Source organism: Isoptericola sp. NPDC060257 (genome assembly GCF_042726645.1).
Taxonomy (GTDB): Bacteria; Actinomycetota; Actinomycetes; order Actinomycetales; family Cellulomonadaceae; genus Isoptericola; species Isoptericola nanjingensis.
The window spans coordinates 1-26,416 of sequence record NZ_JBHXAW010000019.1; the positions used below are offsets into that span (position 1 = coordinate 1).

The 26,416-nt window shown below is 75.7% G+C and carries 28 protein-coding genes and 1 pseudogene; 12 read left to right on the top strand and 17 right to left on the bottom strand.

Going from position 1 to position 26,416, the window contains the following annotated elements; genetic code table 11:
- A partial coding sequence (locus tag ACFWEK_RS03070) for an HAD hydrolase family protein (RefSeq protein WP_430553051.1) occupies positions 1-779 on the bottom strand: 779 nt, incomplete at its 3' end.
- A 115-nt stretch (positions 780-894) separates the two neighbouring features.
- Here ACFWEK_RS03070 and ACFWEK_RS03075 point away from each other — a divergent pair.
- Positions 895-1,533, top strand: coding sequence for a maleylpyruvate isomerase family mycothiol-dependent enzyme (locus ACFWEK_RS03075; protein WP_430553052.1), 639 nt, complete (start codon positions 895-897; stop codon positions 1,531-1,533).
- On the opposite strand, the gene ACFWEK_RS03080 is transcribed toward ACFWEK_RS03075, so the two are convergent.
- A complete protein-coding gene (locus ACFWEK_RS03080) occupies positions 1,530-1,958 on the bottom strand; it encodes a VOC family protein (protein ID WP_430545644.1) in 429 nt (142 codons plus the stop codon). The two genes, ACFWEK_RS03075 and ACFWEK_RS03080, sit on opposite strands and share 4 nt — an antisense overlap.
- A 71-nt stretch (positions 1,959-2,029) precedes the next feature.
- On the opposite strand from ACFWEK_RS03080, the gene ACFWEK_RS03085 reads away from it, so the two are divergent.
- Positions 2,030-2,617: a TetR/AcrR family transcriptional regulator gene (locus ACFWEK_RS03085; RefSeq protein ID WP_430545643.1), complete on the top strand. Its 588-nt coding sequence runs from the start codon at positions 2,030-2,032 to the stop codon at positions 2,615-2,617.
- Positions 2,618-2,648: 31 nt separating this feature from the next.
- On the opposite strand, the gene ACFWEK_RS03090 is transcribed toward ACFWEK_RS03085, so the two are convergent.
- The 3 genes from ACFWEK_RS03090 to ACFWEK_RS03100 all read right to left on the bottom strand — a co-directional run bounded on the left by ACFWEK_RS03090 (position 2,649) and on the right by ACFWEK_RS03100 (position 5,828).
- On the bottom strand, positions 2,649-4,265 hold the full coding sequence (locus tag ACFWEK_RS03090) for a UxaA family hydrolase (protein ID WP_430553053.1): 1,617 nt from the start codon (positions 4,263-4,265) through the stop codon (positions 2,649-2,651).
- Complete coding sequence (locus ACFWEK_RS03095; RefSeq protein ID WP_430553054.1) at positions 4,262-5,296, bottom strand: LacI family DNA-binding transcriptional regulator; 1,035 nt, start codon at positions 5,294-5,296, stop codon at positions 4,262-4,264. The genes ACFWEK_RS03090 and ACFWEK_RS03095 overlap by 4 nt, the downstream gene beginning before the upstream one ends.
- Positions 5,297-5,393: 97 nt before the next feature.
- Positions 5,394-5,828: a carboxymuconolactone decarboxylase family protein gene (locus ACFWEK_RS03100; protein WP_430553055.1), complete on the bottom strand. Its 435-nt coding sequence runs from the start codon at positions 5,826-5,828 to the stop codon at positions 5,394-5,396.
- Between the two features lie 153 nt (positions 5,829-5,981).
- Between ACFWEK_RS03100 and sigJ the strand changes: the two genes are divergently transcribed.
- A complete protein-coding gene (sigJ, locus tag ACFWEK_RS03105) occupies positions 5,982-6,899 on the top strand; it encodes an RNA polymerase sigma factor SigJ (protein ID WP_430553056.1) in 918 nt (305 codons plus the stop codon).
- Positions 6,900-6,957: 58 nt separating this feature from the next.
- Positions 6,958-7,875 (top strand): NADP-dependent oxidoreductase, encoded by a 918-nt coding sequence (locus ACFWEK_RS03110; RefSeq protein WP_430553057.1) that lies wholly within the window; start codon positions 6,958-6,960, stop codon positions 7,873-7,875.
- A 2-nt stretch (positions 7,876-7,877) separates the two neighbouring features.
- Here ACFWEK_RS03110 and ACFWEK_RS03115 read toward each other — a convergent pair whose 3' ends face one another.
- A complete protein-coding gene (locus ACFWEK_RS03115; RefSeq protein WP_430553058.1) occupies positions 7,878-8,588 on the bottom strand; it encodes a rhamnogalacturonan acetylesterase in 711 nt (236 codons plus the stop codon).
- 180 nt (positions 8,589-8,768) lie between these two features.
- Here ACFWEK_RS03115 and ACFWEK_RS03120 point away from each other — a divergent pair, with 180 nt between their 5' ends.
- The 3 genes from ACFWEK_RS03120 to pntB are packed head-to-tail and all read left to right on the top strand — an operon-like array spanning position 8,769 to position 12,186.
- Positions 8,769-9,191 carry a pyridoxamine 5'-phosphate oxidase family protein gene (locus ACFWEK_RS03120; RefSeq protein WP_430545637.1) on the top strand — a complete coding sequence of 141 codons (423 nt, stop codon included), beginning with the start codon at positions 8,769-8,771 and terminating at the stop codon, positions 9,189-9,191.
- Between the two features lie 11 nt (positions 9,192-9,202).
- The gene (locus ACFWEK_RS03125) at positions 9,203-10,768 is read left to right on the top strand and encodes a Re/Si-specific NAD(P)(+) transhydrogenase subunit alpha (protein ID WP_430553059.1); all 1,566 of its coding nucleotides are present in this window, start codon (positions 9,203-9,205) and stop codon (positions 10,766-10,768) included.
- Positions 10,765-12,186 carry a Re/Si-specific NAD(P)(+) transhydrogenase subunit beta gene (gene pntB / locus ACFWEK_RS03130; RefSeq protein WP_430553060.1) on the top strand — a complete coding sequence of 474 codons (1,422 nt, stop codon included), beginning with the start codon at positions 10,765-10,767 and terminating at the stop codon, positions 12,184-12,186. The genes ACFWEK_RS03125 and pntB overlap by 4 nt, the downstream gene beginning before the upstream one ends.
- Before the next feature lie 21 nt (positions 12,187-12,207).
- Here pntB and mqo read toward each other — a convergent pair.
- The 6 genes and pseudogenes from mqo to eis all read right to left on the bottom strand — a co-directional run.
- Positions 12,208-13,767 (bottom strand): annotated as a pseudogene (gene mqo, locus ACFWEK_RS03135) (malate dehydrogenase (quinone)); the annotation flags it as partial.
- A gap of 109 nt (positions 13,768-13,876) precedes the next feature.
- Positions 13,877-14,578: a maleylpyruvate isomerase family mycothiol-dependent enzyme gene (locus tag ACFWEK_RS03140; RefSeq protein ID WP_430553061.1), complete on the bottom strand. Its 702-nt coding sequence runs from the start codon at positions 14,576-14,578 to the stop codon at positions 13,877-13,879.
- Complete coding sequence (locus tag ACFWEK_RS03145; RefSeq protein WP_430553062.1) at positions 14,575-15,258, bottom strand: pyridoxamine 5'-phosphate oxidase family protein; 684 nt, start codon at positions 15,256-15,258, stop codon at positions 14,575-14,577. The genes ACFWEK_RS03140 and ACFWEK_RS03145 overlap by 4 nt, the downstream gene beginning before the upstream one ends.
- The gene (locus ACFWEK_RS03150) at positions 15,255-15,848 is read right to left on the bottom strand and encodes a TetR/AcrR family transcriptional regulator (RefSeq protein WP_430553063.1); all 594 of its coding nucleotides are present in this window, start codon (positions 15,846-15,848) and stop codon (positions 15,255-15,257) included. The genes ACFWEK_RS03145 and ACFWEK_RS03150 overlap by 4 nt, the downstream gene beginning before the upstream one ends.
- A 19-nt stretch (positions 15,849-15,867) precedes the next feature.
- Positions 15,868-16,314 carry a DUF2809 domain-containing protein gene (locus ACFWEK_RS03155; protein ID WP_430553064.1) on the bottom strand — a complete coding sequence of 149 codons (447 nt, stop codon included), beginning with the start codon at positions 16,312-16,314 and terminating at the stop codon, positions 15,868-15,870.
- 11 nt (positions 16,315-16,325) lie between these two features.
- Positions 16,326-17,567, bottom strand: coding sequence for an enhanced intracellular survival protein Eis (gene eis, locus ACFWEK_RS03160; RefSeq protein ID WP_430553065.1), 1,242 nt, complete (start codon positions 17,565-17,567; stop codon positions 16,326-16,328).
- 61 nt (positions 17,568-17,628) lie between these two features.
- On the opposite strand from eis, the gene ACFWEK_RS03165 reads away from it, so the two are divergent.
- Positions 17,629-19,041: an MFS transporter gene (locus ACFWEK_RS03165; protein WP_430545629.1), complete on the top strand. Its 1,413-nt coding sequence runs from the start codon at positions 17,629-17,631 to the stop codon at positions 19,039-19,041.
- Here ACFWEK_RS03165 and ACFWEK_RS03170 read toward each other — a convergent pair.
- Positions 19,025-19,489, bottom strand: coding sequence for a GNAT family N-acetyltransferase (locus ACFWEK_RS03170; RefSeq protein WP_430545628.1), 465 nt, complete (start codon positions 19,487-19,489; stop codon positions 19,025-19,027). The two genes, ACFWEK_RS03165 and ACFWEK_RS03170, sit on opposite strands and share 17 nt — an antisense overlap.
- Positions 19,490-19,524: 35 nt before the next feature.
- Here ACFWEK_RS03170 and ACFWEK_RS03175 point away from each other — a divergent pair, with 35 nt between their 5' ends.
- Positions 19,525-20,577 (top strand): DUF2804 domain-containing protein, encoded by a 1,053-nt coding sequence (locus ACFWEK_RS03175; RefSeq protein WP_430553066.1) that lies wholly within the window; start codon positions 19,525-19,527, stop codon positions 20,575-20,577.
- Between the two features lie 384 nt (positions 20,578-20,961).
- Here ACFWEK_RS03175 and ACFWEK_RS03180 read toward each other — a convergent pair whose 3' ends face one another.
- A complete protein-coding gene (locus ACFWEK_RS03180) occupies positions 20,962-21,549 on the bottom strand; it encodes an HD domain-containing protein (RefSeq protein WP_430545625.1) in 588 nt (195 codons plus the stop codon).
- 91 nt (positions 21,550-21,640) lie between these two features.
- Between ACFWEK_RS03180 and ACFWEK_RS03185 the strand changes: the two genes are divergently transcribed.
- Together ACFWEK_RS03185 and ACFWEK_RS03190 are read left to right on the top strand one after the other, a co-directional pair.
- Positions 21,641-22,666: an epimerase gene (locus ACFWEK_RS03185; protein ID WP_430545624.1), complete on the top strand. Its 1,026-nt coding sequence runs from the start codon at positions 21,641-21,643 to the stop codon at positions 22,664-22,666.
- A 172-nt stretch (positions 22,667-22,838) separates the two neighbouring features.
- Positions 22,839-23,606 carry an SDR family NAD(P)-dependent oxidoreductase gene (locus tag ACFWEK_RS03190; protein ID WP_430553067.1) on the top strand — a complete coding sequence of 256 codons (768 nt, stop codon included), beginning with the start codon at positions 22,839-22,841 and terminating at the stop codon, positions 23,604-23,606.
- A 92-nt stretch (positions 23,607-23,698) separates the two neighbouring features.
- Here ACFWEK_RS03190 and ACFWEK_RS03195 read toward each other — a convergent pair whose 3' ends face one another.
- Genes ACFWEK_RS03195 through ACFWEK_RS03205 form a run of 3 tightly spaced genes read right to left on the bottom strand, consistent with a single transcriptional unit; the run spans position 23,699 to position 25,437 of the window.
- The gene (locus tag ACFWEK_RS03195) at positions 23,699-24,199 is read right to left on the bottom strand and encodes an SRPBCC family protein (RefSeq protein WP_430553068.1); all 501 of its coding nucleotides are present in this window, start codon (positions 24,197-24,199) and stop codon (positions 23,699-23,701) included.
- Positions 24,196-24,573, bottom strand: a complete 378-nt coding sequence (locus ACFWEK_RS03200; protein WP_430553069.1) for an ArsR/SmtB family transcription factor — start codon at positions 24,571-24,573, stop codon at positions 24,196-24,198. Before ACFWEK_RS03200 ends, ACFWEK_RS03195 begins: the two co-directional genes overlap by 4 nt.
- 39 nt (positions 24,574-24,612) lie before the next feature.
- Positions 24,613-25,437, bottom strand: coding sequence for a DUF2599 domain-containing protein (locus tag ACFWEK_RS03205; RefSeq protein ID WP_430553070.1), 825 nt, complete (start codon positions 25,435-25,437; stop codon positions 24,613-24,615).
- Positions 25,438-25,519: 82 nt separating this feature from the next.
- Between ACFWEK_RS03205 and ACFWEK_RS03210 the strand changes: the two genes are divergently transcribed.
- Positions 25,520-26,392 (top strand): siderophore-interacting protein, encoded by an 873-nt coding sequence (locus tag ACFWEK_RS03210; protein WP_430545619.1) that lies wholly within the window; start codon positions 25,520-25,522, stop codon positions 26,390-26,392.
- The last annotated feature ends 24 nt before the right edge of the window (positions 26,393-26,416 follow it).

Here is a 26,416-nt window from a genome sequence, read left to right on the forward strand (position 1 = left end):
ATCATCCCCAGCCGGGCGAACGCCTCCGCGACGCCGCCGCGCGCGGGCCCGGGCACCACGAAGTCCGCCTCGGCGAGGACGGCCGGCGGCGCACCCTCGACCGCCACGGCGGTGCCCGCGTACTGGAGCATCTCGACGTCGTTGTACCCGTCGCCGACGCCGACCGCCTGCGCGGCCGTGAGCCCCAGGTGCTCGATCACGGCCGCCATCCCGACGGCCTTGTGCACCCCGGCCAGGTGGATCTCCCCGGCGTTGTCGCCCGTGTCCGCGTAGGACGAGGGGAGGATGCCGACCTCGGGGCCGAGCTCGGTGCGCAGGCCTGCGATCGGCACGCGCGAGTCGAAGTAGCTGATCTTGGCGTACCGGACGCCCGCGAGGTCGCCGGGCATCCGCAGCACGTCGAGGATCTCGTGGGGTGCCGCGTCCCCGCGGACGGCGAGGCGGGCGTCGAGGCCGACCGGCCCGTACACCGCGTCGGGGGTCTCCAGCAGGTACGCGACGTCGTGGGCGTCGAGCACGTGCCGCACGCGCGTCGCGAGGTCGTCGGGGAAGCGGAGGTCGGCCACGACCTCGCCGTCGAGCCGGACGAACGCACCCGCCGTCGCCACGATGCCGTCGAAGCCCGCCGCCAGGAGCGACGGCGGCAGCATCGACTCGGGGCGGCCGGTGCACAGCAGCACCCGGTGGCCGGCGCGCCGCGCGGCACGGACGGCCTCCTCGTGCGCGGGCGGCACCGCACCGTGGTCCGCGTAGGTGCCGTCCACGTCCAGGAACGCCACACGCGCCCCGTCACTCATCGAACCCGACACGGGCGCAGTCCTCCAGGTCTTCGGCGTCGTCGTGGGCACCGTCGAGCCTAACCGCGGCGTCGGTGTCCCGTGGTTGGCTGCCCACGTGACGACGAGCACCCCGCGCGCCGAGACCTGGTCCATGATCCGTGCCGAGCGCGAGGCGCTCGCGGACGAGCTCGGGGAGCTCGACGACGCGGCGTGGGCCGGGCCTTCGTTGTGCGGGGACTGGACCGTGGAGGACGTCGTCGCGCACCTCACGGCGGGCGCGAGCACCGGCCGGTGGGCCTGGCTGCGCAGCATCGTCGGGGCGCGGTTCGACGCCGACCTGCACAACGAGCGGCGCCTGGCGGAGCACCGCGGCGCGACGCCCGTCGAGACGCTCGAGCGCTTCCGTGCCGTCACGACCGGCACGGTCGCGCCGAGCGGGCACACGGCTGCGTGGCTGGGCGAGGTCGTCGTGCACGGGCAGGACGTCCGCACGCCGCTCGGCATCCCGCGCGTGCCGCCGGTCGCCGCGACCACCGAGGTGGCGCGCTTCTTCGCCGCGCGCGACTTCACCGTCCCCGGCCGGAGCGTCGCGCGCGGCCTGCGCCTCGAGGCGACCGACGGCCCGTTCGCGCACGGCCACGGCCCCGTGGTCCGCGGCAGCACCCTCGCGCTCGTCATGGTGCTGGCGGGCCGGCGGGTGTTCTGCGACGCGCTGACGGGCGAGGGGCTGGCACGGGTGCGGGAGCGCGTCTAGGCGCCCTCGGCCTCGGCGCCGGCCCTGGCGTAGAGACCGGCGAACTCCGCGGACGGCGGGATCGGGGTGACGACGTCGACGAGCACGCCGTCGGGCCCGGCCACGATGAAGTGCCGCTGGCCGAACGCCTCGTCGCGCAGCGGCAGCAGCACGTCGTGCGCGCCCCTGGCGAGGACGCGGGCGTGCACGGCGTCGACGTCGTCCACCTCGACGGTGACGAGGACGCCGGCCGCGCGGGCGCCCCGGGCGGGCTCGGGGATCGTCTCGTGGTCCGCGTCGACGACGGCGAGCTCCGCCGTGCCGGAGCGCAGGCTGACGTACCAGTCCGAGGAGAACGTCGGCGTCATGCCGAGGAGGTCGGCGTAGAAGCGCGCGGCTCCCGGGACGTCCGAGGCGGCGAGGACGGGGTACAGGCTGGTGATCATGACGACTCCCGGAGGGTTTACGTACGGCGTGTACGTATCTATACATTCATGGTGTCGGTAACCTGTCAACCATGCCGAGGAGATCGAGGGCGGAGAGCGAGGCGACGGCGGCCGCGATCCTCGCCGCCGCGCGCGGGCTGTACGCGGCGCGGGGGTACGCCGCCGTGGCGGTCGAGGAGGTCGCCGCGGCGTGCGGCGTGACGCGGGGCGCCGTGTACCACCACTACGGCAGCCGCGCCGGGCTGTTCGCCGCCGTGCACGCGGACGTGACCGCGGCCGTCGGCGCGGAGATCGAGCGCGCGACCGACGGCCTCGGCGACCCGTGGGAGAGCCTCGAGGCGGGCTGCCGCGCCTTCCTGTCGGCGGTCGTCGCCGACGACGCCCGGCAGGTCGTGCTCGTCGACGGGCCGGCCGTGCTCGGCTGGGCGCGCTGGCGCGAGGACGACGCCGCGAGCTCGGGGCGGTTGCTCGACGAGGTGCTCGGCGAGCTCGCGGACGCCGGACGGGTGCGCGCCGCCGACGTGCCCGCCACGTCCGCACTGCTGTCCGGGGCCATGAACGAGGCGGCCCTCTGGGTGGCCGCCTCGCCCGACCGCGACCGCGCGCTCGAGCAGGCGTGGGCCGCGCTGAGCCGCCTGCTGCGCGGGATCGAGGCCTGAGCGCGGACGGCCTACCGGGCTCGGGGGTGCGTCAGGTGACCGCTCCGAGCTGCCAGGGCACGAACTCGTCGGCGCCCAGGTCGAGCTCCTCCGAGACGGTCTGCTCACCGGACGCGACGGCGAGGATCTTCTCGAACAGCTCCTCGCCCACCTCCTCGACGCTCAGCCCGGTCTCGACGATCCGGCCGGCGTCGAGGTCCATGTCCTCGCTCATGCGGCGGTAGGTGTCGGAGTTCGTCGCGACCTTGATCGACGGCGACGGCTTGCAGCCCAGCACGGAGCCCCGGCCGGTCGTGAAGACGACGACGTTCGCGCCCCCCGCGACGATGCCCGTCACGGACACCGGGTCGTAGCCGGGCGTGTCCATGAAGGTCATGCCGCGCTCGGTGACGGGTTCGGCGTACTCGTGCACCGCGACGAGGTCGGCGGTGCCCGCCTTGGCGACGGCGCCGAGCGACTTCTCGAGGATGGTCGTGAGACCGCCCGCCTTGTTGCCGGGGGACGGGTTGTTGTCGAGCGTGCCGCCGCCGGCCGCCGCGTAGCCCTGCCACCAGTCGAGCCGGTCGAGCAGGCGCTGGCCCACCTCCCGCGACACGGCGCGGCGCAGCAGCAGGTGCTCGGCGCCGAACACCTCGGGCGTCTCGGCGAGGATCGACGTGCCGCCCTGCGCGACGAGCAGGTCGGAGGCGTGGCCGAGCGCGGGGTTGGCCGTGATCCCCGAGAACCCGTCGGAGCCGCCGCAGTTGAGGCCCAGCACGAGCTCGGACGCGGGGGCCTCCTCGCGTCGCAGCGCGTCGATCGCGGGCAGCATCTCGGTGACGGCGGCGACGCCCGCGCGCACGGTCGCGCGGATGCCGCCGGTGTCCTGGATGGTGAGCGTGCGCACGGGCAGGTCGTCGCGCAGCTCCAGGCCGTCGAGCACGGAGGCGGCGGGCAGCATCTCGCAGCCGAGCCCGACGACGAGCAGCCCGGCCATGTTCGCGTGGGACGCGTACCCGCGCAGCGTGCGCAGGGTGACCTGCGCGCCCTCCGACGTCGGGACCAGGCCGCAGCCGGTGTCGTGCGTGAGCGCGACGACGCCGTCGACGTGGGGGTAGGCGTCGAGCACCGGGCCGCGGAACTGGTCCGCGATCATCCGGGCGGTGGACGCCGAGCAGTTCACCGACGTGAGGATGCCGACGTAGTTGCGGGTGCCCCAGCGGCCGTCCGAGCGGCGGTAGCCCTGGAACGTGCGGCGCGTCGTGGGCTCGGGGAGAGTGGTGCGCGCGGTGCCGAACTCGTACTCGCGGGCGCCGTCGTCCATGCCCAGGTTGTGCGTGTGCACGTGGTCGCCCGGCACGACGTCCTTCGTCGCGCGGCCGATGGACTGCCCGTACTTGCGCACCTCCGTGCCGGCCGCCACGGGGCGGACGGCGAGCTTGTGGCCCCGGGGCAGGGTCGAGCGGGTGGTCGCCTCGGTGCCGTCGGGCAGGCGCACCGTGGTGCCCGCGGGCACCTGGCGCGTCGTGACGGCGACGTCGTCGGCCGGCCGGAGCAGCAGCGCGACGTCGGCGAGGTCGACGACGTCCGGCAGCGGCGGATCGGCGGGAGCGCCCGGCGTGGGGGTCGCCGCGAGCGGCAGCAGCGGGTGGTGCGGGGCGGTGCTCATCGGATCGCGACCTCGGGATCGGTGGAGAGGGGACGGGCTTCGGTGACGGCGGGGGCGGGAGTCGCCGGCGCGGTGGACGCGCGCACGACGAGCTCGACGGGCAGCCGGCGGTGCTCGGGCTCGGGGGAGCCGCCGGCCAGCAGGTCGACGGCGACCCGTCCGGCCCGGGCCAGCGGCACGGCGACGGTGGTCAGGGCGGGAGTCACGAGCGACGCCGCGGCGACGTCGTCGAACCCGACGACGGACACGTCGGCGGGCGTGGCGACCCCGCGCGCGTGCAGCCGGGCCAGGACGCCGAGGGCGACGAGGTCGTTGAAGCACAGCACCGCCGTGGCGCCGGCCGCGAGCGCGAGGTCCGCGGCCTGGACGCCGCCCCCGTGCGTCGGCCGGAAGGTGCCGAGGTCCAGCACGGCGTCGCCGGTCGTGCCCGTCGAGAGCGTGGCCAGCGCCGTCCGGCGCTCGGCGTCCGACCACGAGGTGCGCGGCCCGCCGGCGTAGGCGACGACGTCGTGCCCGAGGGCGCGCAGGTGGTCGAGCGCCTGGCGCACCCCGTCGGCGATGTCGAACGAGACCGACGGCACGCCGGGCGCCTCGCGGTTGACCAGCGCCACCGGGCCGTCCGCGGACGCCAGCAGCGGCCGGAGCCGGTCGGCGGGCAGGCGCGGCGAGCAGAGCACGAGCCCGTCGACCCGGTCGCCGAGCCGGGTGATGACGTCGGGCTCGACGGTGACGTCCTCGTCGGTGTCGGCGACGAGGACCTCGCGGCCGGTCTCCCGGGCCCGCGCCTGCACGCCCTTGGCGACAGCCGCGAAGAACGGGTTGGCGAGGTCGGGCACGACCAGCCCGACCGTGCCGGTGCTGCCGGTGGTCAGCGCGCGGGCCGCGGGGTGGGGCCGGTAGCCGAGCGACTCCGCGGCCCGGGCCACCAGCGCGCGGTTGGCCGCCGACACGTGCGGCGCGTCGCTCATCGCGCGCGACGCGGTGGCGAGCGAGACGCCCGCCGCGCGTGCGACGTCGCGGAGCGTGACCACGCGGACCTCCGGGGTTGAGCCACGCTGGAACCGGTTCCAGCGTGTTTCACCCTAACGGTTCGCCGGGCGCTGCGGAAGCCCGCGCCTCCCGCGCCTGTCAGTGGACGGGATAGTGGCTGGTGATCGCGACCCGGTTCCAGGCGTTCATCACGACCGCGAGCCAGCCGACGGCGCCGGCCTGCTCGTCGGTCAGGGTGTCCCGGTCGGGCTGTGGCCGCTCCGGCACGTCGAGCCGGGTGACCTGCTCGGCGAGGGCGAGGGCGGCGCGCTCGGCGGCGGTGAAGTACTGCGACTCCCACCAGGCGGCGAGGACGGCGAGGCGGTCCGTGCTCTCGCCCTGGGCCAGGGCGTCGCGGGTGTGCATCCGCAGGCAGAACGCGCACCCGTTGAGCTGGGAGACCCGAAGCTTGACGAGCTCGACCAGCAGGGGGTCGAGGCCCGCCGCGGTGCACGCGGCGGCGGCCTCGCCGTCGAGCGCGAGGAGGGACTTGTAGGCCGCGGGGTGCGTCTTGCCGAGGTTGATCGTGGTCACGGGGATCCTTCGGTTCGTCGGTGGTGGTGTCGCGCTTGCCCTCCTGACGATGCACGCGAGCGGGACGTCAGGCCTGGCGGGCGGGCGTGGCGCGGGCAGGCATAGTGTCGGCGCGGTGGCGCGGGGACGGCGGACGAGAGGGAACGGGTCGTGATGGGCGAGGACAGCGGGGACGGTGCGCTCCTCGACGGGGAGCGACGTCGGCTCGTCGGCCTGGCGTACCGGATGCTCGGGACGACGGCGGAGGCCGAGGACGCGGTCCAGGAGGCGTTCGTCCGCTGGTACCGCCTCGACACGTCCGAGCGGGCGGCGGTCGTGAACCCCGCCGCCTGGCTGACCCGGGTCACGAGCAGGGTGTGCCTGGACGTGCTCGGCAGCGCGCGGGCGCGCCGCGAGCGGTACGTCGGGCCGTGGCTGCCCGAGCCGGTGCCCGGCGACGTGTTCGCGCGGGCGACCGGGGCCGACGGCGCCGACGTCGCCGACCCGGCGGAGCGGGTCGCGCGGGACGAGTCGGTGAGCACCGCGCTCCTCGTGGTGCTGGAGGCGATGACGCCCGCCGAGCGGGTGGCGTTCGTGCTGCACGACGTCTTCGGGTACTCCTTCGCCGAGGTGGCGGAGACGTTGGGGCGCACGCCGGCCGCGTCCCGGCAGCTGGCGAGCTCGGCGCGGGCCCACGTGCGGGACGGCCGGGCGGGGGAGGCGGGCCCGGGTGAGCACGACCGCGTGGTCGCGGCCTTCGCGCGTGCGGCGGACGGCGGAGACCTGGCCGCCCTCACGGCGCTGCTCGATCCGTCGGTCGAGCTGCGTTCCGACGGGGGCGGCGTGGTGCGGGCGGCGCTCAACCCGGTCCACGGCTCGTCGAAGGTGGCGCGCTTCCTGCTCGGCGTCCTGGACCGGCAGGCGGACGCGCGGCTGGAGCCGCGCACCACGGCGGACGGCGCGGCTCTGACGTTCGTGCGCGGCGGACGTGTCACCGGGGTGGTGAACCTCCGCGTGGTCGACGGGCAGGTCGCCGCGGTGTGGGTGCAGTGGAACCCGGGCAAGCTCACCCGCTGGAACCCGCCCTCCTGACATCTCGTGCGGCTGCGTCGTCGGACGGTCGACAACCCACCGACCGAAGGAGCGGGCCATGCAGGCAGTCGTCGTGGAGGACCAGGAGGCCGGCGTCGCCGGGATGAGGCTCGCGGAGCGTCCTGCGCCGCACGCCGCGGAGAACGACGTGGTCGTCCGGGTGCACGCGTCCGGGTTCACTCCCGGCGAGCTCACCTGGTCCGGGACCTGGACCGACCGGGCCGGGCGGGACCGGACCCCGAGCATCCCCGGGCACGAGCTGTCCGGGGTCGTCGAGGAGCTCGGCTACGGCACCACCGGGCTCACGGTGGGGCAGCGTGTGCTCGGCCTCGCGGACTGGACCCGCGACGGCACCCTCGCCGAGCTCGTCGCGGTCGAGGCGCGCAACCTCGCGCCCCTGCCGGCGGACGTCGACCACGTCGTGGCGGCGAGCCTGCCGGTCTCCGGCCTCACCGCCTGGCAGGGCCTGTTCGTGCACGGGCGCCTGCAGGCGGGCCAGAGCGTGCTGGTGCACGGAGCTGCCGGCGGTGTGGGATCGGTCGTCACGCAGCTCGCCCGCGAGGCCGGCGCGCACGTCGTCGGCACGGGCCGCGCGCGCGACCGGGAGGCCGCGCTCGGGCTCGGCGCGCACGAGTTCCTCGACCTGGAGCGGGAGGGCCTCGCGGCCGCGGGCGGGGTCGACCTCGTCTTCGACGTCATCGGCGGGGACGTCGCGATCCGATCCGCCGCGCTCGTGCGCGGGGGCGGCACCCTGGTGACGATCGCAGGCCCGCCCGGGGCGCGGCCCGCCGACGGGCGCGCCGTGTTCTTCGTCGTCGAGCCCGACCGGGAGCAGCTGGCCGGGCTCGCCCGGCGCGTGCGGGAGGGCCGCCTGCGGACCGTGATCGGCACGGTCGTCCCGCTGGCGGAGGCCCCGGCGGCGTTCGCCGCGCCGCGCCGGGCCCCCGGCAAGACGATCGTGCGCGTCGGCGGCTGAGCTCAGGCCGGCTCGTCGTCGAGCCAGCGGAACCAGGCGTCGGGCACGTCCTCGTCCAGCCGCCGTACCTCGTGGCTCTCGAGGACGCCCGCGGTGAGGAGGCCGGTGGCGACGAGCCGGGCGACGGCCCCCGCGCCGGGCGGGTTGAAGTGCGTGTCGTCGCGGCGCCCGTCGTCGGCGTGGAAGAAGTAGTGCAGCGTGCGCTCCGGCCCGAGGTCGTGCCACAGCGCGAGCGAGTCGCGCTGGACGTCCACGAGCGGCACGTCCTCGCGCGCGGCGAGGGCGCGCATCGCGTCGGGGTACTCGCCGTGGGCGGGCACGGCCCGGCCCGCGTCGTCGAACCGGCGTCGTTCGACCGACGTCGCGAGCACCGGCTGCGCGCCGGCGGCGCGCGCGACGTCGACGAACCGGGCGAGGTGCTCGGTGTACGACGTCCAGGGCTCGGTGTGCCGCTCGGGGTCCTCGACCTTCGCGTCGTTGTGGCCGAACTGGATCACCAGGACGTCGCCCGCCCGCAGGTCGCGGGCCACGGCGTCCAGCCGGCCCTGGGCGACGAAGCTGCGCGTGCTGCGGCCGTTGCGCGCGTGGTTGGCGACGGCGACGGCGTCGTCGAGGTAGTACGGCAGGGCCATTCCCCAGCCGGTCTCGGGCGCGGCGGCGCGGCTCTTCGGGCCGGCGGTGGAGTCTCCGGCGAGGTGGACGGTGCGGGGCATGCGGGTCCTTTCGGGGAGCGGACGACGGAACCGGGCAAGCGCTTGCCGATCACCCTAGCGGGGGTACGACACGACGAGATCGCGTGCATCCGCGCACGTCCAGGGCGTAGCGTCGGCGCCGAGCGACCGAAACGTGCCACGCACCACGATGAGCGTCACGAAGTCTGCGAGGAGTCAACGATGCCCCGTCCGCCGTTCCCGGCCCCCGTGCTCGACCTGCTGCGCCGTCCCCAGCCCGCCGTGATCGGCGTCGTCCGCCCGGACGGCAGCCCCGTCACCGCGGCGACGTGGTACCTGCTCGAGGAGGACGGCGCGGGCGGCTGGCACGTGCTGGTGAACCTCGACGCGACGCGCAAGCGGGTGCAGCACCTGCGCGCGAACCCGCACGTGAGCCTCACCGTGCTGGCCGACGACTGGTACACGCACGCCACGCTGCTCGGCCGCGTCACCGCGTGGCGCGACGACGCCGACCTCTCCGACACCGACCGCATCGCGCGCCACTACACCGGCGACGCGTACGGCGTGCGGGACCGTGCCCGCGTGACCGCCGTGGTCGAGGTCGACCGCTGGACGGCGTGGGGCAGCCTGCGCGACGCCCGCTGAGGGAGGCGGCCGTGCGCATCGGAGCCCCCCGCACCGCCGGGGCGGACCCGCGCCTCGTCGCCGTCACCCCGGACGCGGTCCGTCGTCTCGTCGACCTCGGGCACGACGTCGTCGTGGAGCCCGGGGTGGGGGACGGCGCGCGCCTGCCCGCGCACGACTACGTGGCGGCAGGGGCCCGCGTCGCGGACCGCGCCGACGTGTGGGCGGCCGACGTCGTGGTCACGCTGCACGCGCCGGGCCTCGCCGAGCTCGACCTGATGCGGCCGGGCGCGACGCTCGTCGCGCAGCTCGCCCCGCCGACGAGCCCCGACCTGCTGGCGGCGCTCGCCGCCCGCGGCGTGACGGCGCTGGCCCTCGACACGGTGCCGCGCATCTCGCGCGCGCAGGCCCTGGACGTCCTGTCGGCGCTGTCCAACGTGGCCGGCTACCGCGCGGTGGTCGAGGCGGCCGAGGAGTTCGGCGGCATGTTCACCGGTCAGGTGACGGCCGCGGGCAGCACCCCGCCCGCGCGGGCGTTCGTCATCGGCGCCGGCGTGGCCGGCCTGGCCGCGATCGGCACCGCGGTGAGCCTCGGCGCCGAGGTGCACGCGTTCGACGTGCGGCCCGAGGCGGCCGAGCAGATCGAGTCGCTCGGCGCCCGCGTCGTGCGCGCCGACGACGCCGTCCAGCAGGTCAGCGCCGACGGGTACGCGAGCGCGCAGAGCGCCGACCAGGAGGCCGCGGCCCTGCGCGCGTACGCGGAGCAGTCCGCGCGGGCGGACGTCGTCGTCACGACCGCGCTCGTGCGCGGCACGGCGCCGACGACGATCACGCGCGCGATGCTCGACGCGATGCGCCCCGGCTCCGTGGTCGTGGACCTCGCCGCGCCCGGCGGCGGCAACTGCGAGGCCACGATGCCGGGGGAGCGGGTGGTCACCGGCCGCGGGGTCGTCGTGCTCGGGTACACCGACCTGGCCGCGCGGCTGCCGCAGCACAGCTCGCGGCTGCTCGGCACCGTGGTGGTCAACCTGCTCACGCTGCTCACGCCGGCCAGGGACGGCCGCGTGGTGCTCGACCTCGACGACCCGGTGGTCCGCGGCATGACGGTGACCCACGAGGGCGCGGTGACGTGGCCGCCCCCGCCCGTCGCGGTGTCCGCGGCGCCGCCGCCGGCCCCGGCGCCCGCGCCGCCCGAGCCTGCTCCCGTCGACCCCGGGGCCGAGCGCCGTCGCCGCGGGATGCGCCGCACGGTGCTGGGCGCGCTCGGCGCCGTGGCCGCAGGCCTGCTGATCGCCGTCTCGCCGCCGGACGCCGTCGGGCACTACACGGTGTTCGCGCTCGCGGTGGTGGTGGGCTTCTACGTGATCTCGAACGTCACGCACGCGCTGCACACGCCGCTCATGGCCCAGACCAACGCCATCAGCGGCATCATCATGGTCGGCGCGCTGCTGCAGATCGGCGACTCGTCGCCGCTCGTCACGACGCTCGCCGTCGTGGCCGCCGCGCTCGCGAGCGTCAACGTGTTCGGCGGGTTCCTCGTGACCCGCCGGATGCTGGGCATGTTCCGTCGGGAGACCCCGGGCGGGGAGGCGTCATGACGGTGACGTCGGTCGCGCAGGCCGCGTACGTGATCGCGGGGCTGCTGTTCGTGCTGTCCTTGGCGGGGCTGTCCGCGCAGGAGTCCGCACGACGCGGCACGGTGCTCGGGATGCTCGGGATGGGCCTGGCGATCGTCGCGACGATCGCGCTGGCACTCGACCGGTCGCAGCGCCCGTGGCCCGTGACGGCGGGGCTGATCCTGCTGGTGCTGGTCGTGGGCGCGGCGGTGGGGTCGTGGCGGGCGCGGCGCGTCGAGATGACGCAGATGCCGGAGCTCATCGCCCTGCTGCACTCGTTCGTGGGGCTCTCGGCGGTGCTGGTGGGCTACGGCTCGTTCCTCGCGGAGCCCGTGGGTGCCGCGGCGGCGGGCGGTGACACCGTGCACCGCGTGGAGGTGTTCCTCGGCGTGCTCATCGGCGCGGTGACGTTCACGGGCTCGGTCGTGGCGTTCGGCAAGCTCTCCGGGCGGCTGCCCTCGGCGCCGCTCACGCTGCCCGGCCGGCACGCGCTCAACCTGCTGGCGCTGGTCGCGTCCGCCGGCCTGCTGGCCTGGTTCGTGAGCGCGGACGACGACGGGGCCGCGGTCCTGCCGCTGCTGCTCATGACGCTCGTCGCGCTGGCGCTCGGCTGGCACCTCGTCGCCGCGATCGGCGGCGGGGACATGCCGGTCGTGGTGTCGATGCTCAACTCGTACTCCGGCTGGGCCGCGGCGGCGGCGGGCTTCACGCTCGGCAACGACCTGCTCATCATCACGGGTGCCCTGGTCGGGGCCTCCGGCGCGATCCTCAGCTACCTCATGTGCAAGGCGATGAACCGGTCGTTCTGGTCCGTCGTGCTCGGCGGCTTCGGCGCGGGGGCGACAGGCGGCCCCGGCGGCGGCACGCAGGAGGCGGGGGAGGTGCGCGAGACGTCGCCGGACGAGGTGGCGGGGCTGCTCACCGCGGCGCGCTCGGTCGTCGTCGTGCCCGGGTACGGCATGGCGGTGGCGAAGGCCCAGCACCCGGTGGCGGACCTCGCCGAGCGGCTGCGGGCGCGCGGCGTGACCGTCCGGTTCGGCGTGCACCCCGTGGCGGGGCGGCTGCCGGGCCACATGAACGTGCTGCTGGCCGAGGCGCGCGTGCCCTACGACCTGGTGCTCGAGATGGACGAGGTCAACCCCGACCTGCCCGGCACCGACGTCGTGCTCGTCATCGGCGCGAACGACACGGTGAACCCGGCGGCGCAGGACGATCCGTCGTCACCCATCGCGGGCATGCCCGTCATCGAGGCGTGGAAGGCGCGCGACGTCGTGGTGTTCAAGCGGTCTCTCGCCACCGGCTACGCCGGCGTGCAGAACCCGCTGTTCTTCCGCGAGAACACCCGGATGCTCTTCGGCGACGCCAGGGAGCAGGTGGACAAGATCGTCCAGGCTCTCTGACGCCGCCGAGGAGGGTCGAGCTCAGAAGCGGGAGTCCGCTTGCGACTCGTAGACCGCGGCGTCCAGGACGCCGTCGGCGTGGAGGTACGACGGCGAGTCCGGGACCGGCGTCGCGTCGATCGTGCTGGCGTCGGCGGGCACGCCGTCCAGGCTGGGCATGACCGAGGCGAGCTCGGGGCGCCACTTGGTGAACCGGAACGGGAAGCACCGCTCGAGCAGGTCGACCATCGCAGAGGCCGCGGTCGAGGCGCCCGGCGAGGCGCCCAGCAGGCCGGCGATGGAGCCCTCGGCGCCCGTGACGATCTCGGTGCCGAACTGGAGCACGCCCTTGCCGTCGGCGTCGCGCTTGATGACCTGCACGCGCTGGCCGGCCGTCAGCTTCTCCCAGTCCTTGGGGTGCGCGGTCGGCATGAACTGCTGCAGCGCCTGGAACTTGGTCTCGGGCGCGGCCATCAGCTGGCCGACGAGGTACTGCGTGAGGTCGAGGTTCTTGAGGCCCGCGCCGAGCATCGACGTGACGTTGTTGGCGCGCAGCGACGTGATCAGGCCCAGGTACTTGCCCTTCTTGAGGTACTTGGGGCTGAAGCCGGCGTAGGGGCCGAACATGAGGTACGTCCTGTCGTCGACCACGCGGGTGTCGAGGTGCGGCACGGACATCGGCGGGGCGCCGACGTCGGCCTTGCCGTACACCTTGGCCTGGTGCTGGGCGACGAGCTCCGGGTTGTCGGTGCGCAGGAACTCGCCCGAGATCGGGAAGCCGCCGAAGCCCTTGATCTCGGGGATGCCGGCCGACTGGAGCAGGGGGAGCGCGCCGCCGCCGGCGCCGACGAAGACGAACTTCGCGGTGACGGTGCTGGTGCGGTTCCGCGCGTTCCAGGAGCGGTCCTTGACGCGCAGGCGCCAGCGGCCGTCCTTGGTGCGCCTGAGGCTCTTGACCTCGTGCTGCAGCTTGAGCTCGGCGCCGTTCGCGACGAGCCCGTCCACGAGCTGACGGGTGAGGTTGCCGAAGTCGACGTCGGTGCCCGACGTCGCGCGGGTGGCGGCGATCGGCTCGTCGGCGTCCCGCTCGGCGGTCAGGAGCGGCGCCCAGCGGCCGACGGTCGCGCGGTCGGTGCTGTACTCGAGGTCGCGGAAGAGGGGGTGCACGCGCAGCGTCTCGTACCGGCGGCGCAGGTAGTCCACGTTCTTCTCCCCGCGCACGAACGTCATGTGCGGGGTGTTGCTGAGGAACGAGTCGTCCTTGAGGCGGCCGGTGGCGAGCAGGTGCTGCCAGAGCTCGCGCGAGATCTCGAACTGCTCGTTGATCGCCACCGCCTTGGTGATGTCGATCGAGCCGTCCTTGCGCTCGGGCGTGTAGTTGAGCTCGCAGAGCGCGGCGTGCCCGGTGCCCGCGTTGTTCCACGGGTTCGAGGACTCCTGCGCCACGTCGTCCAGGCGCTCGTAGATCCGGATGGACCACGACGGCTCGAGCTGCTGGAGCAGCGTGCCGAGCGTGGCGCTCATGATTCCGCCGCCGATGAGGACGACGTCGACGTCGGCCCCTGTGGGGGCCCCAGCAGTCGTAGCACTCGAAGTCACCGGCTCACCATACGCCGCGCGTGAAAACTGTCACAAAGAATGAGAGCAACCTCACACGGGCCTCTGACCTGCAGTGACGTGGGTCACACCGACTGCCGGGCGCCGCCGCAGGTCAGGGCCTCGGCGCCGCCGACGACGGCCACGGGCCGAGCGCGGGCAGCGGCGCGGCGACGCCGTCCCGGAGCGCCGAGACGGGCCCCGCGGGCGTGCGACCGGCGAGCCACGCGGCGACGTCGCGCGGCTCGCCGACGAGCTCGCGCCCGCCGTCGTCCGCCGGGAGCCGCACCGCGAGGAACTCCCGCAGGTGCGCGCAGAACGCGTCGTCCCACGTGCCGTACCCGAGGGAGCGGTCGCCGAGGCCGGCGGTCGCGTCGACGGAGTGGATGCGCGCCTCGCGCCACCAGGCGAGCAGGGCGTCCGTCAGCACCCCGTCGCGGTAGGCGACCGGGGCGGCCCAGAGGGCGTCGCCAGGCGAAGGCCAGGCCGCGGCGAGACGGGCGCGCGAGGCCTCGAGCGCCGCGGCGTGCTCGGCCGCCGTGCGGCCCGCGCCCGCCTCGATGGCGGCGTCGCGGCCGACCTGCCCGCCGTCGTAGGGCGCGATCTTCTCGCCGCGCGCGGCGTGCTCCGCCTGCCGGGCGAGCGCGGCGCCGACGTTCGCCACGTGCGACAGCACGTGCCCGCGGCTCCACCCGTCCAGGGGCGACGGGTCGGTGCCCGAGCCCTCGGGCAGGGTGCGGACGACGTCGATCAGGGCGGCGAGCGCGGCGTCCGCGTCGTCCAGGGCGTGCGCGAGGGTGGTGTCAGGGGTCGTCACGGCCACAACAGCTCCTTGGTCCAGGCGTCGGTCTCGGTCGGGGCGCTCGGGGTGGCGCGGTAGCGGAGGCGGGACTGGCCCTTGTCGTCGCTCGCCGCCCAGAACTCGACGGTGGCGGGGGTCAGCACCCAGGCGGTCCAGGCGGGGGCGACGACGGCGGGATCCTCCCGGGTGCCCACGAGGCGGGCGGCGAAGGCGTCCCAGTACTCCTGGCGGGAGCCGAGCGGCTCGCTCTGGTGGCCGACGAGCCCGGCGGCGCGCGAGCCGTCCGGGCGGGCGCGGAAGTCCGCCGCTCCCGCCTCGGGGCCGGCCGAGGAGGCGCGTCCGGTGACGCGGACCTGCCGGCCGAGCTCGCGCCAGAACACGGTGAGCGCCGCGTGCGCGTTCTCGGCCAGGTCGCGGCCCTTGGGGCTGGTCGCCTGCCCGGCGAACCACCAGCCGTCGGCGGTGACGTCCTTGATCACGAGGGTGCGCGCGTGCACGTGGCCCCCGGCGTCCGCCGTCGACAGGGTCGCCGCGTGCGGGGCGCCGATGCCCGCGGCGAGCGCGTCGTCGAACCACTGCGCGAAGAGCTCCTGCGGCGTGGCCGGGGCGGTGGCGAGATCGTCCAGGTCGACGCCGAACGGCGGCAGCCCGGGCGGGAAGGTCGGCAGGGCGCGCAGGCGCTCGCGGAAGGTCACGTGGTCTCCTCGGTGTGGTCGGTGTGCCGGTCGTCGGGAAGGTCGGTCAGGAGCGCGGCGAACCCGCGCACGGCGGCCCGCATCGCGTCGGGGTCGCCGGTGGCGCGGGCGAGCACGTAGCCGCCCTGCACGATCGCGACGGCGGCGTGGGCTCGGTCGCGGGCGGCGTCGTCGGGCAGGCCGGCCTCGCGCAGGGTCGTGGCGACGACGTCGAGCAGGCGGACGAAGTAGGCGGTGACGACGTCGCGCAGGCCGTCGTCGTCCATGACGGCCTGGTCGCTGGTGAGACGACCGATCTTGCAGCCGGCCAGGGCGTCGCGGGGGCGCTCGACGTAGGCGACGACGCGGTCGAGTGCCGGCGTCGTGCCCTCGAGGTCGCGGCGCGCGGCGGTGAGCGCGCTCTCGACGGTGGCGCCGACGGCGGCCGCGGCGAGGTCGTGCTTCGTCGGGAAGTGGTGGTACAGGCTGCCCTGCCCCACACCGCTGGCCGCCAGGACCTGGCGGGGGCTGGTGGCGCCCACGCCCTGGGCGGCGAACATCTCCTGCGCGGCGGCGACGAGGCGGTCGCGCGCATCGGTCGACGTGCTCATGCGGCCACCATACCTACCTCTAGGTATGGTTAATAGTCCCCGCGCGCCCGCGCCGGGCGACGGCGCGCACGAGGGCGACGCCCGCCGCCACGCCGACGGCGACGCCCACCGCGGACCAGAGCAGGACCGTCGCGGAGAACGCGGGGTCGAGCACCGGGGCGAGGGCGGGCCACCGCTCGGCGAGCGCGCCGGGCAGCGGGGTCAGCCGCAGCAGCTCGACCGCCGCGCACAGCGCGAACCCGGTCAGGCCCGCCGTGAGCGGGCGCATCCCGGGGCGGACGACCAGGACGAGGACGGCGACGAGGGCCGCGGCCAGCACGTCGCCGAGCGCGTCGCCGACCGGGTCCGGGAGCCGGTGCTCGGCCAGCCGTCCGACGCGCGCGACGACGACCGCCAGCAGGAGCAGCACGAAGCGGGGTGCGAGCGCGCGGGCCAGGGTGGTGGAGGCGGGAGAGCTGCCGGGCACGGCAGAGCGCCTCAGAAGTAGTCGCGCACGTGCACCTGGCGGCCGCCCCACAGGGCGTCCCAGACGGCGTCGTGCGCGTCGGGTCCCGAGGCGCCGCCCGCGAGCCGGGCGTTCGCCGTCGACTGCGCGCCCGTCCACGTCGCGGCCAGCCCGGCGGACGTGAACGTCAGCCGGTCGCCCGCGGCCGCGGCGTCGTCGGGCGAGACGCGCACCGCGCCGTCGGCCACCTCGAGGGTCCACGCGCCCTCGAGGTCGGGCGTCCGCGGGTCGACGACGGCGAACGGCACGCGGGCCGTCACCGGGGCCACCCGGGAGGCGCCGAGCGCGCCGGGCACGTCGAGCAGGCGCAGCATGTACGGGCGCGGCACCGAGGTGGCCGCGTGGTCGGGCAGCACCAGGCGGGAGACGTCGGCCCCCGACCAGCCGCCCGACGTGCAGACCCGCACCCCGCCCGCGACCGACGCGAACGAGGCGAGCACCCGCCACAGGGCGCGGGCCGCGTCGGGGACGAGCGCGACGAGGTCGTCGACCTCGATGGTGTTGGTGCGGTCGTAGCCCGTGCCGCGCGACCAGCTCGCGAAGCCCAGCACCTCCTCGTCCGACCCCGCGCCGCGCACCGCGAGGCTGACGCCGGTGTACTCGGCGTCGGGCCCGACCATCTCGTCGGCCTCCATGGTGAACGGCGTCTCGCCGCGCGAGAGCGGCCCGTTCTGCGCGGATGCCCACTGCTCGTACACCCGCCGGACGGCGGGGACGTCGGCGGCGCTGGCGCGCCGGGCGCGCACGCCCTCGGCGGGCCGGGGCACGGCCGCGAGCGCCGCCATCGGGATCTGCACGTCCTCGAAGGCGCCGACCACCTCGTAGCCCAGCCCGCGATAGATGCCCGCCGACGACGGGTAGAGCGTCGAGACGACGTCCCCGAGCGCGCGGGCCTCCGCGAGCGCGACCTCCATCAGCGGGCGGAGCAGCCCGGTGCCCCGGTGCTCGGCGGCGACGGTGACGCCCGCGAAGCCTGCGGTGGGCAGCCGGGCACCGTGGAACCACGACGTGAACGACCGGACGCCCAGCCCGGCGACGACCTCTCCCGCGTCCGTCGCGACCCAGGGCCGGATGTTCGGCAGGGGCCAGGCCGCCGGGTCGGGGTCGGGTGCGGGCGTGGACGGCACGCCGAACGCCTCGGCGCCGAGGCGTCTCGAGGCGGGGACGTCGGTGATGGCTGTGCGCCGGAACTCTGGTCTCGCGTCGCTGCTCACGTCGGTGACGGTAGCGCCCCGCGGCGGGCGCGTCACCGGCATTGCGCCGTACCGTGATCCGGTGAGCACACCGTCCGTGCCCGACGCGACGCAGGCGCGGCTGCGCAGCCGCGTCCTGGTGGTCGCGATCCTGGCCTCGTTCGTGTCGTTCCTCGACGGCACGGTCGTGAACGTGGCCCTGCCCGCCATCGGCGACGAGCTCGGCGGCTCGGGGGAGGCGCGCCTGAGCCTGCAGCAGTGGGTGGTGGACGGCTACCTCGTCACGCTCGGTTCGCTCATCCTGCTCGCGGGGTCCCTGTCGGACCTGTACGGGCGGCGCCGGGTGCTCGTCGCGGGGCTGGTGGGGTTCGCCGCGGCGTCGGTGCTGTGCGCGCTCGCGCCGACCGGCCCGGTGCTCGTGGGCGCCCGACTGCTGCAGGGGGTGGCCGGGGCGCTGCTGGTGCCGAGCTCGCTGGCGCTCATCATCTCGACGTTCGAGGGCGAGGCGCAGGGACGCGCCATCGGACGATGGACGGCGTGGACCGGGACGGCGATGATCGTGGGCCCGTTCGTCGGCGGCGGCCTGGTCGACCTGCTGTCCTGGCGCTGGGTGTTCTGGATCAACCTGCCGGTCGTCGTCGTCACGCTGGTGCTGCTGCGGCCCGTGCCCGAGGTGCACCAGACCACCGGGCGCCGGCTCGACGTGCCGGGCGCCGTGCTCGCCGCGACCGGCCTCGCGGCGGGCGTGTACGGGCTCATCGAGCGGACGTGGGCCGCCGTCGCCGTCGGCGCGGTGCTCCTGGTCGCGTTCGTGGTCTACGAGCGGCGGGCGCGCGACCCGATGATGCCGCCCCGCCTGTTCGCCGCGCGCAACTTCGCGTGGGGCAACGTCGCGACGTTCGCCGTCTACGGGGCGCTCTCGCTCGGCGGGTTCGTGCTCGGCCTGTTCCTGCAGCAGGTGGCGGGCTACTCGGCCACCGCCGCCGGGGTGGCGCAGCTGCCGTCGACCCTCGCGATGCTCGCGCTGTCGACGCGCTTCGGCACCCTTGCCGCCCGGTACGGGGCGCGGTGGTTCATGACGATCGGGCCGGTGGTCGCGGGCGCCGGCTACCTGCTGCTCCTCACGATGGACGCGAGCGCCCACTACGTCACGCAGGTGCTGCCGGGGCTGCTCGTGTTCGGCCTGGGCCTGTCCATCACGGTCGCTCCGCTGACGGCGGCGATCCTCGGGGCGGCACCGCCCGCGGACGCCGGCATCGCCTCCGCGGTGAACAACGCCGTCTCGCGCGTGGCCGGGCTGCTCACCGTCGCGTTCGCCGGCGTCATCCTCGGCGGGGTGCTCGACGTCGCGTCGTTCCACCGCGCGCTGCTGGTCACCGCGGGGCTGCTCGTGCTCGGCGGCCTGGTGAGCATGGTCGGCATCCGGGACGTGCGCCGCCCGGCGGCGTCCGGCACGGCGGACGCCGCCGGTCCCGACGTCACAGGGGCAGCTTGAAGCCCTCGTGCGACTGCGCGTAGCCGAGCGACCGGTAGAACCGGTGCGCGTCCGGGCGCTGCTTGTCCGACGTGAGCTGGGCGAGGACACAGCCGCGCTCGCGGCCGCGCTCGTGGGCGTGCTCCATGAGCGCCCGGCCGAGGCCCTGCCCGCGCAGCGCGGCGTCGACGCGTACCGCCTCGACGAGGAGCCGCGTCGCGCCGTTGCGCGAGATGCCGGGCACGAACGTCAGCTGCATGCAGCCCACCACCGCGCCGTCCAGCTCGGCGACGACCAGCTCGTCGTTCGGGCTGGCGTCGACCGCCTCGAAGCCCGCGACGTGCGCGGGGCCGAACACGCCGGTCCGGGCGGCGGCGACGGCGTCGTCGGCGATGAGCTCGACGACGCGCGGCAGGTCGTCGCGGGTCGCGAGGCGGAAGGTGACGGCGGGGGCGGAGGAGTCGGGCACGCCCGGACGCTAGCAGGCGGCGCTAGCCTCGCCCCGTGGCCGAGCATCCGACCGAGCATCCGACCGGGCCTCCGACCGAGCACGAGATCACCGCCGACGTCGCCCTGTGCCTCCCGGACGGGCGCCTGAACCCCGACGCGGTCGGGTGGTCGCGGGCGCCGCTGCACGACACGTCGGGCGTCGGCCGGGGCCTGCGCGGGCTCGGCCGGAACAAGCGGTGGGAGTACTGGGCGGTCGTGACGCCGGACCATGTCGTCGCGCTCACCACGTCCGCGCTGGACTACGCCGCGCTGCACCAGGTGTGGGTGCTGGACCGGGCGTCCGGCGAGGAGGTCGACGCCGTCGCGATCGCCCCGCTGAACCGGTCGGCGACGCTGCCCGGCCGCCTCGGTGACGGCCCCGTGCGGTCGCGCACGCGGGCCGTGGCGGTCGCCGTCGACGAGGGGCCCGGTGGCACGCGCCTGCGGGCGCGGACGGCGCGCGTGGACCTCGACGTGACCGTGCCCCGGCCGGCGGGCCGGGACCTGCTCGGGGTCGTGGTGCCCTGGTCGCCACGGCGCTTCCAGTACACCGTGAAGGACGTCGGGCGGCCCGCGACCGGCCGGCTCCTGCTCGACGGCGTCGAGCACCCGGTGGCCGCGGGGGCGTGGGCCGTGCTCGACCACGGGCGGGGCCGTTGGCCGTACCGCGCCACCTGGCAGTGGGGCGTGGGGTGCGGCCGGGGCGTCGCGGGCGACGGCACGAGGCACGAGGTGGCGCTCCAGCTCGGCGGGACGTGGACGCGCGCCGGCGCGACCACCGAGAACGGGCTGTTCGTCGACGGCCGTCTCCACAAGATCCACGACGAGCTCGACTGGACGTTCGACCGCGGCGCGTACACGGAACCGTGGCGCGTGCGCGGCGAACGGCTGGACCTCACCTTCGTCCCCGCCCACGACCGCGTGAGCCGCACCCAGCTCGGCGTCGTGGCGTCGTCCACCCACCAGTGCTTCGGCACCTGGTCGGGCCGGGTCACGACCGACGACGGCGCACGCCTCGACGTCGAGGGCCTCGACGGCTGGGCGGAGGACGTCGCGCAGCGCTGGTGATCGGGGGTGCCGGCCGGCGGCCGGGCTGTCGTGCCGCCGTGGTGTCGGACCGTGAGCGTGCTGCGGTACGTGCGCGGCCTGCTGGTCGGCCGGCACCTGGGCGACCCGGCCCGGGCGGTCGACGACCTCGACGCGCCACCGCCGGGCCGCCGTGGCTCGCCGCGCTCGCCGTCGACGAGCTGGCGGGCGTGCGGGACACCGCGGCGCGCTCGCGGGTACGGGTGGCCGTGCGCGGCCGAGCCCGCGGTTCACCGGCGAGCACCGCTCAGCGGCCGCGCCGCCCGAGCATCCGCTGCCGGACGACGGCGCCATGCCCCCGACGTGGGCCCGGGTGCTGCCCCGGCTGCGTCCGGAGGGTGAGTTCGCGGCGGGCGCCGGCGGCGCTCAGCGCACCCGGTCGGCTCCGCCCGCGGCGACGTAGGCGGCGACGACCGACGCGGGCTTGCGCGCGGCCTGGTCCCGGAGGCACGCGCTGAAGGTCTCGCGGAAGTCGAGCCGCGGCCACCGTGACTCGACGTCGGCGAGGAGCGTCGTGGGCCAGGCCTCGAGGCCGCGGCCGCTGACGTCGGCGCCGGTGGACCGGGCGAGCAGGTACCCCTCCGGGCGCTCGTCCGCCGGGACGTCGTCCTCGTCGAGCATGTGGTCGACGACCGCCCGCGCCACCCGGTCGCGACGGTCGACCGACCAGCCCGCGCCCGCGGCGACGGCCCACGCGACGTTCCCGCCCGCGACCTCGAACGGCTCCGCGTGCGCGTCGAAGCCGGCGGTCAGGCCCGTGTCGTGCAGGAGGCCCGCGACGGCGAGCACCTCGTCGTCGACGGGGAGGGCCAGCCGCCGCCCCAGGTCGGCCGCCAGGAGGGTGGAGCGCACGGCGTGGTGCACGAGTGCCGCGGGGGAGAAGCGCACGAGCACGTCGAACGCCGCGCGGACGGGCACGGATCGGGGCAGCCCGTCGGGCAGCGCGTCGGTCATGGCACGGACGGTAGCGCGTCGGCGTCCCCGGGCGTTCTGCCGCGGGCAGAAGGCGGGGCCGGGCGGCGTCGGGGTGCGCCAGGGTGGGGCCATGAGGCTCCTGGTGCTGGGTGGTTCGGTGTTCCTGTCGAGGGCGGTCGCGGCGGACGCCGCGGCGCGCGGGCACGAGGTGGTGGCCGCGAACCGCGGCCGGTCGGGGACGGTGCCGGAGGGCGTGCGGCACGTGCCGCTGGACCGTGCGGACCCGTTCCCGGAGGCCCTCGCGGCGGAGGGCTTCGACGCCGTCGTGGACGTGTCGCGCACCCCGTCGCACGTGCGGCGCGCGGTCGCGGCGCTGCCCGACGCGCACTGGGTGTTCGTCTCGACGATCAACGTGTACGCGGACGACGCGGATCCGGGCGGGCCCGGCGTCGGGCGGCTGCGCGAGCCGCAGCCGGACGACGTCGACGGGGCGGAGGACCCGGAGGCCTACGGAGCGATGAAGGTCGCGTGCGAGGACGCCGTCCGCGACGGTGCGGCCGCCGCCGTCGTCGTGCGCCCCGGCCTCGTCGTGGGCCCGGGCGACCCGAGCGGACGGTTCGCGTACTGGCCGGCGCGCCTGGCCCGGGTACCGGGTGGCGCCGCCGACGTGCTGTCGCCGGGCGACCCCGCGGACCCGGTGCAGGTGATCGACGTGCGCGACCTCGCCGCCTGGGTCGTCGACCTCGCCGAGCGGCGGACGGAGGGGACCTTCGACGCCGTCGGGCCGGTGACCGCGGTGGGCGAGCTGCTCGCCGCGGTGGCGCGCGGCGTCGGCGCCGCGCCACGCTGGGTGTGGGCGGACGACGCCGCCCTGGAGGCCGCCGACGTCCGGCCCTGGTCGGGGGAGAGGTCGCTGCCGCTGTGGCTGCCGCGGCCCGAGTACGCGGGGATGCCCGCGCACGACGCCGCGCCCGCGGCGGCGGCCGGGCTCGCGTCGCGGCCGGTCGAGGAGACGGCACGAGACACGCTGGCGTGGCTCCGAGCGGCGCCCGACGCGCACGTCACCGGGCTGACCGCGGACGAGGAGGCCGGCGTCGTCGCCGACGTCGAGGCCGCCCTGCGCCGGACCGCGCAGGAGGCTGACCCCGGCGTCTAGTGCGTCACTCTCGGGGGCGACCGGGCCTCGGCGCCCGGCGCGCGGGCTTACGGTCGAAGGGTCAGCGCCCCTCTCTCACGAAGGTGACGGGGGCGGTCGTTCGTCCCGTCCGGGCCGTCGTCACGCAGACCGCGTCCCTGCCCGTCGGGGCGTGGTGCGAAGGAGTACGGACATGGCGGCAGGCAGCAGTCTCGCGGGTCGGGTGGCGCTCGTGACGGGCGGCGGTTCGGGCATCGGCGAGGCGGTGAGCAAGGAGCTCGCGGCGCACGGGGTCCGGGTCGTCGTCACCGACGTCCGGCTGGACGCCGCGCAGCGCGTGGCCGACGAGATCGTCGCCGAGGGCGGCGAGGCCGCGGCGTTCGAGCAGGACACCGCGGTGAAGGAGGACTCCGCCAAGGCCGTCGAGTTCGCGAAGGCCACGTTCGGCGGGCTCAACTACGCCGTGAACAACGCGGGCATCGGCGGCACGCAGGCGCCGGCGGGGGAGACCGACCTCGACGACTGGGACCGGGTCATCGACATCAACCTCAACGGCGTGCTGTACGGCATGCGGGCGCAGATCCCGGCGATGCTCGAGCGGGGTGCCGGCGAGAGCGCGATCGTCAACATGGCGTCGATCCACGGCACCGTCGCGGCGCTCGGCAACGGCGCCTACACGGCCGCCAAGCACGGCGTCGTCGGCATCACGAAGAACGCCGCCGCCGAGTACGGCCCGCAGGGGCTGCGCATCAACGCGGTCGGCCCGGCGTACATCAAGACGCCGCTGGTCGAGTCGAGCCTCCCCGCCGAGGCCCGCGAGGCGCTCGTCGCCAAGCACCCGCTCGGCCGCCTCGGCGAACCGGAGGAGGTCGCGCGCGTCGTGCGGTTCCTGCTGTCGGACGACGCGTCGTTCGTCACCGGCGCGTACTGGCTGATCGACGGCGGCTACACCGCCGTCTGACCCCGCGCCCCCGCTGCCGAACAGGCGGTTGCCACCGGTGTCGGCCTCGATGCGGTCGCGTACCGGTGGCACCCGCCTGTTCGGCGCTCGGGTCAGCGGGAGGCGAGGGCGGCCGCGAGCTCGTCGACGAGGTCGAAGCCCTCCTGCAGCCCGCCCTCCATGCCGGACTCGACGATCGCGTCGCGGACCTCCTTGCTCGGCGCGCGGGTGACGAGCGTGAGAGTGGTGGCGCCGTCCTCCTCCGCGAACGTGTAGGTGTTCAGGGTCGCCGCGGCCTCGCCGTCGGGCATGCCCTCGAAGACCTCCGTGTGCACCAGGCGCTCCGGCGGGACCACCTCGGTGAACTCGCCGTGGAAGGCGACCTCGAACCCGCCGTCGGCCTGCATCACGTAGCGGTAGGTACCGCCGGGACGGGGGTCGATCTCGACGCTCGTGACGGTGCCCCGCCTGCCCGCCCACCAGCGCGCGATCAGCTCGGGCTCGGTGAACACGCGCCAGACGTCGGCCGCGGGGGCGGCGAACCGGCGCACGACCTGGATGTCGGTGTCGTTCGGCAGCGTCAGGACGGCGGTGCCGGTGGTGGTGCTGGTCATGATCGATCTCCTCGGGGATCCGGGGGCTGGTCCGGGCGGGTGCCCGGCGGGTCGTCCAGGGTGTCGAGCAGCTCGTCGATGAGCTCGAACCGCTCCTCCCACAGCCGCTCGTACCGGCCGACCCAGGCGTGGATCTCCTGCAGGGGCCGGGCGTCCGTGCGGTAGAGGCGACGACGGCCGTCGTCGCGGACCTCGACCAGCCCGACCTCCCGCAGCACCTTGAGGTGCTTGGAGACCACGGGCTGGGCGACGCGGAGCAGCTCGGCGAGCTCGCCGACGCCCCGTTCCTGCTGCGCCAGCGCGTCGAGGATCTCGCGGCGCCGGGGCTCGGCCACCGCGTTGAACGCATCCGTCGTCGTCGCTGCGCGTGCCATGAGCCCAACCTATGCCTATATCGGAATATGTCAAGCGGGTCAGGGGGTCGGGTTGCAGCGCGCGGCCATGGTCGCGACCAGCCCGACGTCCGGCCGCCACGGCTCCAGGTTCCACGAGTCCTTGTCCGGTGCGCCGAACGCGTGGCACTCGAGCTGGTCGTGCATCGTCGCGGTGTCGACCCCCGGGTCTGCCGCCACCAGCTCGGCCCAGACCAGGTCTGTGCCGGCCTGCCCGGCCTCGCGTGCCCAGACCGTCGGCACGACGGCGAGGGACCGGCCGCCCTCGCGGTCGCCCCAGTCCGTGCTCGCGACCGACGACGTGCCGAGGACCGTCGAGAGGTCGCCGTGGTCCTCGTCGTCCTCTCTGCCCTCGTGGTCCGTGCCGCCCGTCGTGCGGACCTCCAGGCGCGAGCCGTCGACCGCCGTCAGGCGTGCGCCCCGCGGGGCGGACAGTCCGCCGACCGCCGTGCCGTCGCTGCGTACCGTGACGCTGCCGTCGACGCGGGTCTCGAACGTGCCGCCCGAGACCAGGGTGATCGTCGGGGGGTCGGCGTCGCCGACCGCGGACCGTTCGAGGGTCACGGTCGCCGTGCCGGCCTGCTCGTCCGGGGTGACGTGCGCGCCCGGGTGGTCGGGAGTCGCGCCGGGGACCGACACCTCCAGCGTCACGTCGCCGGCCGTGACCTCGACCCGGACCGGCTCCTGGGGGGTCGCGGTCGGGGCCGCGGAAGGCGTCGCGCTCGTCATCGCGCTCGGCGTGGCGCTCGGCGTGGCGGTCGGCGCGGGCGCCGACTGCGTGCAGGCGCCGAGGGCGAGGAGCAGGGCGAGCGCGGGGAGCGCGCGCGACCGAGGGTGGGGCTGCACGGTCCCAGTCTCGGGCACGAGGCCGGCCGCGACACCGGACAGGGGCTGGTCAACGAGGTGAGGTTCGCCTAACCTTACCGACGTGAGCACCCGAACGCTGTCGAAGCCGGTCGACCCGCACGTCCTCGTCGCCGAGGTCGTCACGACGAAGCGCCTGAGCCCGCACCTGCAGCGGGTCACGCTCGGCATCGGCGACATCGACCGCCTCACGCTGGTGGGCGACGACCAGTGGTTCCGACTCTTCCTGCCGCGCCCGGGCCAGGACGCGCTGAAGCTCCCGACGCGCACGTCGAACCTCGGCTGGTACGCCCAGTACCTCGCGACCCCGCGCGCCCGCCGCCCGCTGGTGCGCAACTACACGATCCGCGCGGCGCGGCCCGAGCTGCACGAGATCGACGTCGACTTCGTGCTGCACGGCCACGACGACGCGGCGTCCGCGGGACCGGACGGCGGCCACGAGCCTCTCGGCCCGGGGGCGGGCTTCGCGCTGTCCGCCCGCCCGGGGGACCGGGTCGGCATCCTCGACCAGGGCACCTACCACCACCGCCAGGCCGCGTGCGACTGGCGACTGCTCGTCGCCGACGAGAGCGGGCTGCCCGCCGTCGCCGGCATCTGCGAGGCGCTGCCCGACGACGCGCGCGGCGTCGCCGTGGTCGAGGTGCCCACCGCCGACGACCGGCAGGACTTCCGCGTCCCCGCCGGCGTGGACCTGCGGTGGGTCGAGCGCGACCGTGCCGCCGCCGACGACCCGGCCCTCGGCGAGGTGCCCGGCCGTGCCGCCCTCGACGTCGTCCGCGGCGCCGACCTGCCGGCGGGCGCCGGGTACGCGCTCGTCGCCGGCGAACAGGCGCTCGCGGCCGGCGTGCGGCGGCACCTGGTGAACGACCGGCAGTGGCCGAAGACGGCGATCGACTTCGTCGGCTACTGGCGGCACGGCAAGGCCTCGCCCAGCTGACCCTCCTCCTTCCAGCAAGCGATC

What these genes read in the sequence shown, in the direction of transcription:
- ACFWEK_RS03080 (WP_430545644.1), bottom strand. Translation starts at nt 1,958, where the DNA reads ATGATCACCAGCCTGTACCCCGTCCTCGCCGCCTCGGACGTCCCGGGA.
- ACFWEK_RS03085 (WP_430545643.1), top strand. Translation starts at nt 2,030, where the DNA reads ATGCCGAGGAGATCGAGGGCGGAGAGCGAGGCGACGGCGGCCGCGATC.
- ACFWEK_RS03090 (WP_430553053.1), bottom strand. Translation starts at nt 4,265, where the DNA reads ATGAGCACCGCCCCGCACCACCCGCTGCTGCCGCTCGCGGCGACCCCC.
- sigJ (WP_430553056.1), top strand. Translation starts at nt 5,982, where the DNA reads ATGGGCGAGGACAGCGGGGACGGTGCGCTCCTCGACGGGGAGCGACGT.
- ACFWEK_RS03110 (WP_430553057.1), top strand. Translation starts at nt 6,958, where the DNA reads ATGCAGGCAGTCGTCGTGGAGGACCAGGAGGCCGGCGTCGCCGGGATG.
- ACFWEK_RS03115 (WP_430553058.1), bottom strand. Translation starts at nt 8,588, where the DNA reads ATGCCCCGCACCGTCCACCTCGCCGGAGACTCCACCGCCGGCCCGAAG.
- ACFWEK_RS03120 (WP_430545637.1), top strand. Translation starts at nt 8,769, where the DNA reads ATGCCCCGTCCGCCGTTCCCGGCCCCCGTGCTCGACCTGCTGCGCCGT.
- pntB (WP_430553060.1), top strand. Translation starts at nt 10,765, where the DNA reads ATGACGGTGACGTCGGTCGCGCAGGCCGCGTACGTGATCGCGGGGCTG.
- ACFWEK_RS03150 (WP_430553063.1), bottom strand. Translation starts at nt 15,848, where the DNA reads ATGAGCACGTCGACCGATGCGCGCGACCGCCTCGTCGCCGCCGCGCAG.
- ACFWEK_RS03180 (WP_430545625.1), bottom strand. Translation starts at nt 21,549, where the DNA reads ATGACCGACGCGCTGCCCGACGGGCTGCCCCGATCCGTGCCCGTCCGC.
- ACFWEK_RS03185 (WP_430545624.1), top strand. Translation starts at nt 21,641, where the DNA reads ATGAGGCTCCTGGTGCTGGGTGGTTCGGTGTTCCTGTCGAGGGCGGTC.
- ACFWEK_RS03190 (WP_430553067.1), top strand. Translation starts at nt 22,839, where the DNA reads ATGGCGGCAGGCAGCAGTCTCGCGGGTCGGGTGGCGCTCGTGACGGGC.
- ACFWEK_RS03195 (WP_430553068.1), bottom strand. Translation starts at nt 24,199, where the DNA reads ATGACCAGCACCACCACCGGCACCGCCGTCCTGACGCTGCCGAACGAC.
- ACFWEK_RS03200 (WP_430553069.1), bottom strand. Translation starts at nt 24,573, where the DNA reads ATGGCACGCGCAGCGACGACGACGGATGCGTTCAACGCGGTGGCCGAG.